Source organism: Myroides phaeus (assembly GCF_900099675.1).
In the GTDB taxonomy this organism is placed as follows: Bacteria; Bacteroidota; Bacteroidia; order Flavobacteriales; family Flavobacteriaceae; genus Flavobacterium; species Flavobacterium phaeum.
Map to the genome: position 1 here is coordinate 196200 of NZ_FNDQ01000001.1, position 13250 is coordinate 209449.

Consider the following 13250-nt stretch of genomic DNA (forward strand, 5'->3'; position numbering starts at 1 on the left):
TTCAATTAAGAAAAGGCTTTATATCTATTACATATCGTCGTAGTCAACGTAAATCTCATCAGAAGTAACAAGTGCTTGACATGATAAAATATATCCATCTGCAATTTCATCATCTGTAAGGATGCTATTCTTTTTCATTACAGCAGATCCTTTAACAATCTTACACATACAAGAGCTACAAATACCTCCTTGGCAAGAGTATGGTGCATCAATACCTTCTTTTAAAATAGCGTTTAGCAATACTTCACTTTTAGGCATTTCAAATGTAGTCTCATCATCATCTACAAGAACTGTTACTTTTGTAGAACCTCCTTCTGCTTCAATTGGGTCAACACCATCTGTATTTGGTGTGAAAATTTCATTTGATATTTTCTCTTTATTAATACCACGTTCTACTAAAGTAGCAGTAACCGTATTAATCATATCTTCTGGTCCACATAAGAAGAAACGATCAAACTCTTTTTCTTTATGTTTGTTGTTTACTACAAAGTTGATAGCTGCTTTATCAATACGGCCAAAGATTGAGTTTTCTTCACGTACTCTTGAGTAAACAAAATGTACAAATAAACGCTCTGGGTATTGTTCTTGTAATAAGTGTAGTTTTTTGTGGAAGATTGTTTCTTCTATATTCTTGTTTCCGTAAACTAATACAAATTTACTATTTACTTCTTGTTCTAAAACTGATTTAAGGATTGCCATTACAGGAGTAATCCCACTTCCTGCTGCAAATGCGGCATAGTTGTTAGAAGCGTTAGTATTTGGCTCAAAAGTAAATCTTCCTTCAGGTGTTTCTACTTCTAATTGGTCTCCTGCTTTTAAAACTTCATTTGCATAAGTAGAGAATACACCGTGTTCTACTTTCTTAACAGCAACTCTAACTTCATTGCTTGTAGGTGATGAACAAATAGAATATGCTCTTCTTATTTCTTTTCCTTCGTGTTTATGTTTAATGTTTAAGTATTGACCTGCGATATAGTCATAGTCGTCTTTTAATTCAGCAGGAATATCAAACACAATTGAAACTGCATTAGGAGTTTCTTTATGAACTTCTTTTACAGTTAATAGGTTGAATTTTGACATAGTTAGTTTTGTTTGAATTAAACAAAAATACAAAACCGATTGACTTTATTAAACTTTATTGTACCCTTTGACTCAATTTTATGCTATTTAGAAGTTTAGCGAATAAAAGAAAGCTTATAACTAAAAATTAGTTTATTATTTTAAATAGCATTAAATATGGTTTTGTTATTTATCAAATGTAATTTTCCACATTCCTCTAAGTTCTTTTAGGTTATACCCTACTGCTTTGTCAAGAGGGTAATGCTCTTTTATCTTCAAATAGGTTTCTGTGTCAATATTTGAGTCAGGTGTTCCATGACACTTCAAGCAAGTCTCCATTCCAAGGTTTATACGCTTATAGTAGATGTGTTTACCATTTTCTGCGATAAGACTATCTTGTAGATGAGTATTCTCCTTAAATGCATTAAAAAGAGCTTTTTCATTGGCTGAGGTTAATTCATTATTTGCGTTTCTGTTTTTATCTGTTATGCGCTGAATTGTTGCTTCGTATTTTTTTGAAAGTGAGTCGGTTAGTACTAATGCTTTTGTGTTACAAAATTCAACTCCATAAGTAGTGCCTCCTTTTGTAATGGCATTAGAAACGCTTGACATTAATGCTTGTTGAGTAACTGTTGTTATAGAGTCTCCTTGTACTTTTAATGTTTCTAAGTCAACGGATGTTTTTTGTTTGTTGCCACAAGAAACCAATGAGATGGTTACAAAAGACAACAAAAGAATCTTTTTCATTTTCTTCAATTATAGTTAGTGTCTCAAAATTAAAGAGTTGACATTGAATTTTAAGTAACTTAGGTTACATTTATTAAAAAGGAAAGAGTATAAGTGATTAATAGTATTTTTTCTCTATGAACAAAGAAAAGTATCATATAAATTAAAAAAGCCGACTCCATTTTCTGAAGTCGGCTTTATATATAAATATTTCTATTTAGAAGCTTGTTTTAAATTGTTCTAAAAAACGGATATCGTTTTCATAGAACATACGGATATCTCCGATTTGGTATAATAACATTGCAATACGCTCAATACCCATACCGAAAGCAAAACCGCTATATTCGTTTGGATCAATGTTACAGTTTTTCAATACATTAGGATCTACCATTCCACATCCCATGATTTCTAACCATCCTGTACCTTTTGTAATACGGTAGTCAGTTTCTGTTTTTAATCCCCAATAGATGTCTACTTCAGCACTTGGCTCAGTAAATGGGAAGTATGATGGACGTAAACGGATTTTAGACTTACCAAACATCTCTTTTGTGAAGTATAACAAGGTTTGCTTTAAATCTGCAAAAGAAACATCTTTATCAATGTACAATCCTTCTACTTGGTGGAAGATACAGTGAGAACGTGAAGAGATAGCTTCGTTTCTAAATACACGTCCTGGAGAGATTGTTCTCAAAGGTGGTGTGTTTTTCTCCATATAACGAACCTGAACTGATGACGTATGTGTACGTAATAAGTGCTCTGGATTTGTTTGCACGAAGAAAGTATCTTGCATATCTCTCGCTGGATGATACTCAGGGAAATTCAATGCTTCGAAGTTATGCCAGTCATCTTCAATTTCTGGACCTTCTGAAATGTTGAAACCAATAGAGTTGAAAATATCAACAATTTGATTTTTTACCAATGAGATAGGGTGTCTTGAACCTATTTCTAATGGGTAACCTGGACGAGTTAAATCTCCATAAAGACCTTGAACATCTTTAGAATCTAAAGTTTCTTGAATTGATTTTACTTTATTTTCAATAGTGTTTTTTAGTGCATTGATAGCTTGTCCAAACTCTTTCTTTTGATCATTTGGAACTGTTTTGAAGTGAGCAAATAAATCGTTTAAGATTCCTTTTTTAGAAAGGAATTTAATTCTAAATGCTTCAAGCGTCTCTTTATTATCGGTAGTAAACTGTTCCGCTTCACCGATATACTCTTTTATTTTATCTATCATTTTAAGTAAAGTAAAGTGCAAATTTACTGCTTTTCAATTAGACATAAAATTTAATACTGCTAATATTTTTATATTTCTTGTTAGTTTTAGCTAATAAAGCCACTTTCTAAAAAATAATTCACGATTGCTTCTTTCATTAGAACGCTTTGTTCTCCTGCTTTTAAAGCTGGTAAGTGTTCTTTTACAGTGTAATGTGGCCACCCGTCTTCGTCAAAGTGATCGAATTCGTAATAACCATATGGTTCTAATAAACGACAAATAGCAATGTGCATTAAATTTATTTTGTCGTCTTTCTTATATTTCTTTTTGATTTTCCCTCTTTCTTGTACGCCAATTAGGTAAATAATTGCTTCTAAGTCGAGAGTTTCTCCATCACCAAAGCGATCTGATATTTTCTTAACCAAGGTTTCCCATCTGGTTTTTAATTGTTCGTCTCTTGCCATATATTTTGCTATAGTACACAAAGATAGTATTTATCCGCATTGTATAGTGTAAATTAATCTCCTTAACAATAGTGTGAGTGATGAGGTTTAAGAGAGACTTGATGTAAATTTGTTTGAGATAACTGTTGAAAGATCGTTATTCATATTAGTCAGATTTGTAATATCTTCGCACAGTAAAAAATTAGTTGACTATGTTTTTAGATGTTATCGCTTTAATTGCATTTGTATTTGCTTTGTATAAAGGAATAAAAGATGGTTTTTTTGTATCTGTTGTAGCCTTTTTAGCAATATTTATTGGGGCTATTGGAGCATTAAAATTTTCAAACGTAGTTAAAGAATTTCTCTTTGAGTCTTTTGGTTGGCAAACTTCTTTTTTACCAGTAATTGCGTTTGTGCTAACTTTTTTCTTTGCAATTTTAATTGCTAAGTTCTTGGCTAATTTGGTTACTAAGTTTTTTGATGCTGTATTCTTAGGAATGTTTAATCGTTTTTTTGGTGCTTTGTTCCAAGTTTTGGTTGTTGTATTGGTGGGAAGTATGTTACTTTCATTTTTTGATCAGATTAACAATATTTTTCAAGTAGTAAAGAAAGAAACATTAGAGGCTTCATATAGCTATCAAGTGTATTTAGTGGTTTCAGATTCTATTTTACCAAGTTTCTTCCAATTGATTAAAACATTATTTGAAAAAAGCGTAGAAGTATTACATACAACTACGCCTTCGGAATCTGTTTAAATATTTTTAATGGTAGCTTTTTCAAGCCATCCGATCTCTTGATTGTCTAATCTAACTTTGATCCAGAGAGCATTGTGCTCTAAGATGTAAACCTTTGTTCCTGCATGGAGTTCTTTTATGGTTTTAGAAGTGTTTTTTGCTTCTTCTTTTAAATTTGTTTCTTGAGCAAAGATTATTGCTGTCTCTTCTTTTCCTATATAAGCTTCTTCAAATTGAGCAGCATAAATAGATGCTCCTAAACTTAATAGAGCAACTATCATCCAAACAAAACTTATTCTTTTAATAGAACTTTTCTCATTGAGGTAGTAAACAATAAAAGCAAGTAAGATTGTAAAAGCTAAAATTGTTGCCAAGATTGACCATTGATCAGGTGTTAGTTTTCCAAGTGTTTGATGTAAGATGTCTTGATTATCATACTCTTTTACAATTGTAATATCATCTATTAAATTCTTGCGTGCATAACCTAAATTAGTTTCAATGCTTTTATCATTAGGTGTTAGTTTTAATGCCTTTTCATAGTAATAAACAGCATTAACATTATCGTTTGTACGATAAAAAGCATTCCCTAAATTAAAAAGTAATTCAGGAGATGAATTATTTTCCTTTTCCAAATCTTGGAAGATGGTGATCGCTTCGTGGAACTTCTCTTTTAGAATTAGCTCATTTGCTTTTTCAAATCTTTCAGTCCAATTAGCTGTTTGCCCCCAAGAAATGGTGCTCAATACAAATAATATGAAAGTGATAATATGCTTCATTTTTCTCTATTTGAATTGTTTTTCTAATTTACTAATTGCTTGAATAGCTTTCTCATAATCGTTTGTGATGTTTACTTGGTTGGTTGGCGTGTATCGTGCCCACTCACAAGCATTTTTTAAATTCATAAACTCAGAGATTGCTTCTGTATCTATTTGTTTTTCTACTAATATCTCTTCAATATTTTCATTGCTCATTTCACTTGTTTCAATGTTCAATTTAGCTTTTAGGAAGTTGTGTAAACAACGTTCTAATGCTTCGTAGAATAATTCTTTATTGTTAAGGTTCTTTTTCGCTTCGCTAAGATATTTCTTTGCTAAACGATTGTTGTTTCTCAATCGTCGTCCTTCTGTATCACTACTAATTGCTCTTTGTTTATTAATTCCAAAAATAAAGAAAGGAATGGCTATGAACGGAATAAGCGTAAGTATATAAAATAGGTTAGTATTCCAATATTTTGTTTGATAAGGTTCTATGAAATTGACTTTTGTTTTAAAAGGCTGAAATAATTCATCTGTATTTACAATGTCTGTACCAACAGCATCTTTATTAGTTGGCAAAGTAGGTCCTTCTAATACATTTATAACAAGACTATCTGTGTTGATTGTCTTATATTTTTTTGTTCCTAAATCAAAATAAGAGAATTCCATAGGTTCTATATTGTACTCTCCTTTATATTGTGGAATAATAATGTATTCATTACTTCTTTTACCTTGCATACCGTAGATTCCTGAATTTATTTTTTCTGCATAAACAGGGTCGTAAATTTCTAAAGCTGAATGCGCTTTAGGTTGTGGCATTGTTAACAAGTTTAAGTTTCCTTTTCCAGATATTTCAACAGTTAGTTTTAGTTGTTCTCCTGCTTTTAAATCTGTTTTAGTTGGGGTAACTTTAAAGTCAAATGTTCCAACGCCTCCTGAGAAGTTTTCTGGCTTTCCGGCTTCAGGTAAGGCTTTAGCGTTAATAGTTACTTTATTTGTTGAGAACTCTTTTTCAATATATCCGTATTCTGGAAAGCCAAAGAAATCTCGTCTTCCCGTAGGTACTTCTGCTTGAATATTTAAAATTAAAGGGTCAATAGATAGGGCGCCTTCTTCTTGTGCCATTAACACGTCTTGTTTTAAAACAATATAGTGATAGTTCTCTCCTTTAAATTTTCCTTGTTTTACTTCAGGTCGGCCATCTAAATTGATATTGTGAACCCAAAACTTTTCATAAGTTGGGATTTGTTTACCCATATAACCTCCAATAGATGTATTGAAATATAATTTATATGTAATTGTAATAGGTTCATTGATATACGGTTTGGTATTTGTTACTTCGGCTACCAAATGTATATTGTCGATTGATTGTTGTTGTACTTGATTAATTTGTTGTCTTGGATCTTGTTTTGCAACAGCGTCTCCTACAGTGATAGTTACTGCTTTTGTTTTGTAAACTTGTCCATCAATCTCTATACTGGCTCCTTGTATCGTTAACTTTCCTTTACGTGTTGGTTGTAGAAAGTATGAGTATGTTTTGTTGAATGATTTTTGACCATTCGTCCAAGCATAGCTAACTGATTGGTTCGGACCTCCAACTACTGTAAATCCATCAAATCGGGGAGGAGTAAAGTTGTCTCCATCTTTATTCATTGAAAAGTCAACACGAACATTTTCGTTTAAAGGCACACTTTCTCTACTTACTTTTGCGTCAAAAGTAATTTGTGCAAAAATAGCTTGTGTGCTTATAAAGCATATTATTAATATGAAATTACGCAGTGTTTTCATTGTTCTTTACCAGTCTTTTTTTCTTTGTCCAGCAGGTACTGCTTGACCTTCTCCTTTATCTCCTTTTTTACCTTTGTTAATCAAACGCTGTTGAATATCTTTTTCTTTTTGGTTCATCGCGTCTAAGATACGATCAATTTGATCTCTACTTGGAGCTTGTGGATTATTTTGTGGTTTGTTATCCTTGTTCTGATCGTCCTTATTGTCTTTGTTATCCTTGTTCTGATCGTCCTTATTGTCTTTGTTATCCTTGTTCTGATCGTCCTTATTGTCTTTGTTATCCTTGTTCTGGTCGTCCTTATTGTCTTTGTTATCCTTGTTCTGATCGTCCTTATTGTCTTTGTTATCTTTATTCTGATCGTCCTTATTGTCTTTGTTATCCTTATTCTGATCGTCTTTATTATCGTCGTTCTGCTGAGGGTTTTCTTCGTTTAGTTTTTTAGCTACAGCATAGTTATAACGAGTTTCGTCATCTTTAGGATTGTTTAATAAAGCACTTTTGTATGCCTTTTCTGCTTCTTGATAGTTTTTGTTTTTCATATAAACATTACCAAGGTTGTGAAAAGCTCTATGTTTTTCAGCTTTTGTAGTTGCTGTTTTTGTTGCTCTTGTAAGGGCAGTGATAGCTTCTTTTGTGTGGTTTTGTTTATATAGAGTATTACCCATATTATAATCTGCAGTAGATTTAGGGCTTTTAGATTTCGCAATTCTATAAGCTGCTTCTGCCTGTGTGTAGTGTTTTTGTTCGTAACCTTCATTTCCTTTATTTAAGGCTCTTCCTGCTGATTGAGCAAAAGAGAATATAGTAAACAAACAAAATATAGCAGTGTAAAGTAAATTCCTCATTGTCTAAGTTCTTTTGGTATTCTATTACTTCTCGTTGAAAAGATTTAGCTTCTTCATCCACATTGTCTTTCTCTCTAAGATGAATAGGTCAATAAAAATAAGTAAAAAAGCTAAACCTAAAAACCATTGGTATTGCGCTTGAAATTCTGCAATTTGTTGTGATTCAAAGTCTGTTTTTTCTATTTTATTTAATTCATTTTTGATTAAATCTACTATCTCTTGTGTGTTAGAGCCATAGAAATACTTTCCTCCTGTTGCATCTGCAATGTGTTTAAGTGTTGCTGGGTTTAACTTTGTTGTTACTATTTCATTGTCCCAATCTCTTTTATATTCAACTCCTTTGGCTGTGCGAATTGGAATTGGACCTCCGTTTTCTGTACCTACACCAATTGTAATGATTTTAATACCTTTTTGTTTTGCAATTGCAATAGCTCCATCCATTTCTTCTCCGTGGTCTTCTCCATCAGAAATAAGAATCATAACCTTACTGGTTTGTGGATTGTCAAAATAGTTACTTGCTACGTAAATAGCATCTTCAAAGGCAGTTCCTTGTGATGATACCATATCCGTGTTCATTGACTGCAAGTACATTTTAGCAACATAGTGGTCTGTCGTAATTGGTAACATAGGAAAAGCACTACCTGCATAACCAACAATGCCTATTCTGTCTGGACCAAGATTGTTGATAATTTGTGAAACAAGTTGTTTCATTTTTGCCATTCTATCTGGAGCCATGTCTTGGGCAAGCATACTTTTAGATACGTCAAGTGTAAAGACAATATCAATTCCTTGTCTTTTTACAGTGACAACTTTTGTTCCTATTTTAGGATTTACTAAGGCAAATACAATAGCTGTTAATGCTACTAAGTAGATGCTGGCTTTAATAATTGTCTTATTCTTTGAACGATTTGGAGCCAAAATCTTCATTGCTTTTGATGTAGCAAATAGGCTTTGTCTCTTTTTTTTCCATATTACGTCAGCAATAAATAGCACAACTAATATTGCAACTATGAGTAATAAGAAAAGATATTTTTTATTGTCTAATTCCCACATAATCTATTAAATAAATCCTCTGAAAAGTGTTTTTTGTAAAATAAAATCTAACGCTAATAACACAAATGCTAATAATGCTAATAAGTGGAACTTATCATCAGAGTTAACAAACTTCTGTTCGTCTATTTTCGTTTTTTCTAATTGATTAATTTCTTCGTAAATAGCTGACAGCTTCTTAGTATCTGTTGCTCTAAAGTATTTACCTCCTGTTATTTTAGCAATTTCCTTCATTAGCTGTTCATCGATTTCAACAGGTACTTTTTCATAAACTATTTCTCCATTTGGTTTTATGCCTACAGGTGATTCTGCTAAACCATTGGTACCAATACCAATAGTATAGGTTTTAATATTATACTCTTTGGCAATTTCAGCAGCCATTTTTGGATCTACTGTTCCTGTATTGTTAACTCCATCTGTCAATAAAATGATAATTTTACTTTTAGCTGGACTATCTTTTAGTCTATTTATTGCTGTTGCCAAACCTACTCCAATTGCAGTACCATCTCTTAAGTCATTATTGTACTTAATTGATTTCATGTCGTTCAAAATAAGTATTTTATCACTGGTAACAGGTGTTTTCGTATATCCTTCTGCTGCGTAAATAACGAGTCCAATACGGTCTGTTACTCGTTGTTCAACAAAGTTTGCAGCTACTGATTTTAGAGCTTCTAAGCGATTTGGTTTTAAGTCTTTTGCAAGCATACTACCTGACACGTCCATTGCCATTACAATGTCTATACCGTGAGTTGAATGTACTTTACTGTCTACATTTACGATTTGTGGTCTGGCCATTGCTACAATAATTGCTGATAGTGCAAGCATTCTTAAAACAATGGATATAGGTAGTAATTTAACTAATAGTGAACGATGACCAATAACGCTGTCTATTGAACTTAGTTTGATTGTCGCACGTTGTTTTTTCCTGTTTTTATACCATACAAACAAAGCAATTGGCAACAGTAAGAAAAGCCAAAAAAACTCTGGATTTGCAAATGTTATGTTCTTCATCATTATTTCTGCTCTTGTTTATAAAGTATTGAGTCAAAGATTCGATTAACAATTTGAGGTGCTATGGTATCTTCTGCTAAATAGAATATCCATATTATATCTTTATTGGCACCGTGTTGTGTTAATACTCCTTCAAATGCTATTTTTTCTTCTTTGTTATTATCGGGATTTTGAAATATAAAATCGCCTACTATTTTATTTCCTATGACTCCATTAGCATTTTCAAAACCTTCTTCTTTATATTGTAAATCATCAATTTTATTATTTTGAGTCATTGCTGTAATAGCATAAGTAATAAGTTCTTTATCAGTATACTTATACTCTTTAGTAGTTACTATATTATTTAAAACAATGTGTAAAGGGTCTTCTAACGTTTCAAATTTAAACTGTTGAATAGATTCTACTCCTTCTGGTTTTGTTTCTTGTATTATAGGTTCATTTTTTCTAATTAATACTTTCGGAGTACTAACTGTTATTCCAGGATCTGTTCCGTATGTACTTGTAATCCACTCTTTACCTAATAGTTTTTTAGAGTTGTCAAAGGTAAACCAAGTGTATTCTTCTTCTGAAGATGTGTTTACAATATATACTATTCCACATAGTAACATTAGAACTAATGAAGTTGAAATAGGAACCCAAATACGAAAACGTTGTTTTTTTAATTTGCGCTCTTCTCTTAAACGGATGCGTTCTGTTTGGGTTGCAGCGGAAATAGGATAAGCAGTGTTAATATCATCAACGACTTGTTGTATCTTACTTGTATCGGCTGTAATTTGTCTTTCATCCGGTTGAGATTTAGCAAATTTTACTAAATCGGCTGTTTCAAGAATTCGCTTTAAATCCTTAATTATCTCTGGTTTAATTTTAATCTTTTTCTCGTTTAGAGTAGCTTTTAAAATAGTTATAATTTCAAATGTTGTTAGCTCTTTCGCAGAAATACCAAAAGTGTCTTCAATAAAGGAACGAGCAATGTTTGTCATATCTGAATAGTATGGTTTTGCATCTCCTCGGTTCCAGTTTTTCTTCTCTTCAAGTTGCTTTAATTTTTTAACGGCTTTTTCAAAAGGCGTTTTGTACTTGTCGTCTTCTGTTTGATTTTTTTCTTGTTGTTTTTTAATATATATATACAAGGCTAAGCCAACAAGAATTGAAGCGATTAAGAAAATAATGTAATACCAATTTGTTGAGAAAGAAGCTCCTTCGGTTGAAATATTTTTAATATCGTATAAGGGTTGTTTGATAGTATCTACTTCAACTCCTTGTACTTGTATTTGAATTGAGTCTGTGTGAAATACTTGTGCATCTACAATAATTGGTAGTTGAGGAACAGTAAATGCTCCTTCATCAAACATAGTTAAGTGATATTTTTTTATTAGTTCTTGTGTATCGTTATCAATGATTGTATCTGTTGGAAATGTTTCTACAACATCAAAACGACCAATTTCGTTTGTTTCAGGAAAGGTAATATGTGCACCTTGTTTTGTATGTGCTTTGATGGTGTACAAAAAAGTATCTCCTATCTTGATATTGTTTGTATCTACTACGGTTTCTATTGGCGTTTGTGCCAATGAAGTTAGTGTTGATAAAAGCAAAAAGACGATTGTATATAGAAAATTAGATTTCATTTCTCTTAAGTTATCTTGATTTGAAGTACCCTAATAATTTTTTTACATAACTATCTCCTACTTCGATGTTGATAGTTCCTGCTCCGCATTTTTGAAAGACTTTATTAAAAATTCCTTCTTGTTTTAAAAAGTAAGCTGTGTATTCTTTTCTCAACGTGCTATCCGAAGTATTAATTATTTGTTCTTGATGTGTTTCTGCATCAAAAACATTAATTAAACCAACTTTTGGAAGTTCTTTTTCTCTTTTGTCATAAACTCGAATTCCTGTTATATCGTGTTTTTTAGCAGAAATTTTGAGTGTATGTTCGTAATTTGGTGTAATAAAGTCTGAAAGCACAAATACAATAGCTTTCTTTTTTAAAACTTTTGAAAGATATTCTAAAGCCTGGCCCAAGTCTGTTTTTTGACTTTTCGGTTTAAAATTGATTAGTTCTCTAATGATACGTAAAACGTGTGTCTTACCTTTTTTCGGAGGAACAAATAATTCAATTTGATCAGAAAAGAGGATTAAACCAATTTTGTCGTTATTTTGTGTAGCTGAAAAAGCTAAAGTGGCTGCTATTTCAGTTATTATATCTTCTTTAAATTGATCGGAAGAACCAAAACTTTCAGATCCGCTAACATCGACCATTAGCATTAAAGTAAGTTCTCTTTCTTCTTCAAAAACTTTTATATAAGGCTCATTATAACGTGCTGTTACATTCCAGTCAATTGCACGTACATCATCTCCAAATTGATATTGGCGAACCTCAGAAAATGTCATTCCTCTTCCTTTAAAAGAAGTATGATACTCTCCCGAAAATATGTGATCGCTTAATCGCTTGGTCTTTATTTCTATTTTTTTGACCTTCTTTAAAATGTCTTTGGTATCCATGACTTTACCTTTCAAATTTAGTTAATTGGAAAACCTATTTATAAGACTATAAATAGGTTTTCAATATTTTGCTATTTAGAATGCTATTATGGCACTTCTATCTCATTAACAATTTGATTAATAATATCAACAGAAGTAATGTTTTCTGCTTCAGCTTCGTATGTTACTCCAATACGGTGACGTAGTACATCAATTACCACAGCTCTAACGTCTTCTGGAATTACATATCCTCTTCTCTTGATAAATGCATAACATTTAGCAGCTAATGCTAAGTTGATACTTCCACGTGGAGAGGCTCCAAAGCTTATTAATGGTTTTAATTTGTCTAATTTATACTGCTCAGGATAGCGAGTGGCAAAGATGATATCAAGAATGTATTTCTCAATTTTTTCATCCATATATACCTTTTTAACCGCTTCTTGAGCTCGTTTAATTTGATCTATTGTAACGACAGGGTTAACTTGTGGTTTTTCTCCTGCAAGGTTTTGACGAATTACAAGACGTTCGTCTTCCATCTTAGGATAGTCAATCACTGTTTTAAGCATAAAACGGTCCATTTGAGCTTCTGGTAAAGGATATGTTCCTTCTTGCTCAACGGGGTTTTGTGTTGCCATTACTAAGAATGGTTTGTCTAATTTGAATGTGTCATCGCTAATTGTTACTTGTTTTTCTTGCATTGCTTCAAGTAGCGCTGATTGTACTTTTGCAGGAGCACGGTTTATCTCATCGGCTAAAATAAAGTTAGCAAATATAGGTCCCTTGCGAATAGAAAAATCATTCTCCTTTACATTATAGATCATTGTTCCAATAACATCTGCAGGTAGTAAATCTGGGGTAAATTGGATACGGTTAAACGATCCATGAACAGCTTTAGCTAATGTGTTAATTGCTAAAGTTTTCGCTAATCCAGGTACTCCCTCAAGTAATATGTGTCCTTGTCCTAATAATCCAATCAGAAGACGATCTATCATGTGTTTTTGTCCCACAATTACTTTATTCATCTCCATCGTTAGAATATCGATAAACGCGCTTTCTTTTTCTATAAGTTCATTTAACTCGCGGATATCATAGTTTGATCCTGTTGTGTCCATGTGTATGTTTGTGTTTTTTATCTAAAATAATGCTC

Annotated in this window: 13 protein-coding genes; 1 reads left to right on the top strand and 12 read right to left on the bottom strand. The window is 32.2% G+C overall.

The genetic code is table 11. The annotated features are described in order from the left end of the window. Positions 1–27: 27 nt before the first annotated feature. The 4 genes from BLT46_RS00840 to BLT46_RS00855 form a co-directional block, all read right to left on the bottom strand. On the bottom strand, positions 28–1080 hold the full coding sequence (locus BLT46_RS00840) for a ferredoxin--NADP reductase (RefSeq protein WP_090404744.1): 1053 nt from the start codon (positions 1078–1080) through the stop codon (positions 28–30). A gap of 165 nt (positions 1081–1245) precedes the next feature. Continuing rightward, positions 1246–1806, bottom strand: a complete 561-nt coding sequence (locus tag BLT46_RS00845) for a c-type heme family protein (RefSeq protein ID WP_090404747.1) — start codon at positions 1804–1806, stop codon at positions 1246–1248. A gap of 196 nt (positions 1807–2002) precedes the next feature. Beyond that, positions 2003–3019, bottom strand: a complete 1017-nt coding sequence (gene pheS, locus BLT46_RS00850) for a phenylalanine--tRNA ligase subunit alpha (protein WP_090404750.1) — start codon at positions 3017–3019, stop codon at positions 2003–2005. A gap of 86 nt (positions 3020–3105) precedes the next feature. Continuing rightward, complete coding sequence (locus tag BLT46_RS00855; RefSeq protein WP_090404753.1) at positions 3106–3462, bottom strand: hypothetical protein; 357 nt, start codon at positions 3460–3462, stop codon at positions 3106–3108. A gap of 191 nt (positions 3463–3653) precedes the next feature. On the opposite strand from BLT46_RS00855, the gene BLT46_RS00860 reads away from it, so the two are divergent. After that, on the top strand, positions 3654–4196 hold the full coding sequence (locus BLT46_RS00860; protein ID WP_090404756.1) for a CvpA family protein: 543 nt from the start codon (positions 3654–3656) through the stop codon (positions 4194–4196). Here BLT46_RS00860 and BLT46_RS00865 read toward each other — a convergent pair. The 8 genes from BLT46_RS00865 to BLT46_RS00900 all read right to left on the bottom strand — a co-directional run bounded on the left by BLT46_RS00865 (position 4193) and on the right by BLT46_RS00900 (position 13215). Beyond that, on the bottom strand, positions 4193–4951 hold the full coding sequence (locus BLT46_RS00865) for a tetratricopeptide repeat protein (protein ID WP_090404759.1): 759 nt from the start codon (positions 4949–4951) through the stop codon (positions 4193–4195). The two genes, BLT46_RS00860 and BLT46_RS00865, sit on opposite strands and share 4 nt — an antisense overlap. 6 nt (positions 4952–4957) lie before the next feature. After that, positions 4958–6718, bottom strand: coding sequence for a BatD family protein (locus tag BLT46_RS00870; protein ID WP_090404764.1), 1761 nt, complete (start codon positions 6716–6718; stop codon positions 4958–4960). A 6-nt stretch (positions 6719–6724) separates the two neighbouring features. Beyond that, the gene (locus tag BLT46_RS00875; protein ID WP_090404767.1) at positions 6725–7564 is read right to left on the bottom strand and encodes a tetratricopeptide repeat protein; all 840 of its coding nucleotides are present in this window, start codon (positions 7562–7564) and stop codon (positions 6725–6727) included. A 24-nt stretch (positions 7565–7588) separates the two neighbouring features. Beyond that, positions 7589–8617, bottom strand: a complete 1029-nt coding sequence (locus BLT46_RS00880; RefSeq protein ID WP_090404770.1) for a VWA domain-containing protein — start codon at positions 8615–8617, stop codon at positions 7589–7591. A 6-nt stretch (positions 8618–8623) separates the two neighbouring features. Beyond that, positions 8624–9628, bottom strand: a complete 1005-nt coding sequence (locus BLT46_RS00885; protein ID WP_090404772.1) for a vWA domain-containing protein — start codon at positions 9626–9628, stop codon at positions 8624–8626. After that, positions 9628–11250, bottom strand: a complete 1623-nt coding sequence (locus tag BLT46_RS00890; protein WP_090404775.1) for a BatD family protein — start codon at positions 11248–11250, stop codon at positions 9628–9630. Before BLT46_RS00890 ends, BLT46_RS00885 begins: the two co-directional genes overlap by 1 nt. 10 nt (positions 11251–11260) lie before the next feature. Next, complete coding sequence (locus BLT46_RS00895) at positions 11261–12124, bottom strand: DUF58 domain-containing protein (protein WP_090404779.1); 864 nt, start codon at positions 12122–12124, stop codon at positions 11261–11263. An 86-nt stretch (positions 12125–12210) separates the two neighbouring features. Continuing rightward, a complete protein-coding gene (locus BLT46_RS00900; RefSeq protein ID WP_090404782.1) occupies positions 12211–13215 on the bottom strand; it encodes an AAA family ATPase in 1005 nt (334 codons plus the stop codon). Positions 13216–13250 lie beyond the last annotated feature (35 nt).

What these genes read in the sequence shown, in the direction of transcription:
- BLT46_RS00845 (WP_090404747.1), bottom strand. Translation starts at nt 1,806, where the DNA reads ATGAAAAAGATTCTTTTGTTGTCTTTTGTAACCATCTCATTGGTTTCT.
- BLT46_RS00900 (WP_090404782.1), bottom strand. Translation starts at nt 13,215, where the DNA reads ATGGACACAACAGGATCAAACTATGATATCCGCGAGTTAAATGAACTT.
- BLT46_RS00875 (WP_090404767.1), bottom strand. Translation starts at nt 7,564, where the DNA reads ATGAGGAATTTACTTTACACTGCTATATTTTGTTTGTTTACTATATTC.
- BLT46_RS00855 (WP_090404753.1), bottom strand. Translation starts at nt 3,462, where the DNA reads ATGGCAAGAGACGAACAATTAAAAACCAGATGGGAAACCTTGGTTAAG.
- BLT46_RS00840 (WP_090404744.1), bottom strand. Translation starts at nt 1,080, where the DNA reads ATGTCAAAATTCAACCTATTAACTGTAAAAGAAGTTCATAAAGAAACT.
- BLT46_RS00870 (WP_090404764.1), bottom strand. Translation starts at nt 6,718, where the DNA reads ATGAAAACACTGCGTAATTTCATATTAATAATATGCTTTATAAGCACA.
- BLT46_RS00885 (WP_090404772.1), bottom strand. Translation starts at nt 9,628, where the DNA reads ATGATGAAGAACATAACATTTGCAAATCCAGAGTTTTTTTGGCTTTTC.
- BLT46_RS00890 (WP_090404775.1), bottom strand. Translation starts at nt 11,250, where the DNA reads ATGAAATCTAATTTTCTATATACAATCGTCTTTTTGCTTTTATCAACA.
- BLT46_RS00865 (WP_090404759.1), bottom strand. Translation starts at nt 4,951, where the DNA reads ATGAAGCATATTATCACTTTCATATTATTTGTATTGAGCACCATTTCT.
- BLT46_RS00860 (WP_090404756.1), top strand. Translation starts at nt 3,654, where the DNA reads ATGTTTTTAGATGTTATCGCTTTAATTGCATTTGTATTTGCTTTGTAT.
- pheS (WP_090404750.1), bottom strand. Translation starts at nt 3,019, where the DNA reads ATGATAGATAAAATAAAAGAGTATATCGGTGAAGCGGAACAGTTTACT.
- BLT46_RS00895 (WP_090404779.1), bottom strand. Translation starts at nt 12,124, where the DNA reads ATGGATACCAAAGACATTTTAAAGAAGGTCAAAAAAATAGAAATAAAG.
- BLT46_RS00880 (WP_090404770.1), bottom strand. Translation starts at nt 8,617, where the DNA reads ATGTGGGAATTAGACAATAAAAAATATCTTTTCTTATTACTCATAGTT.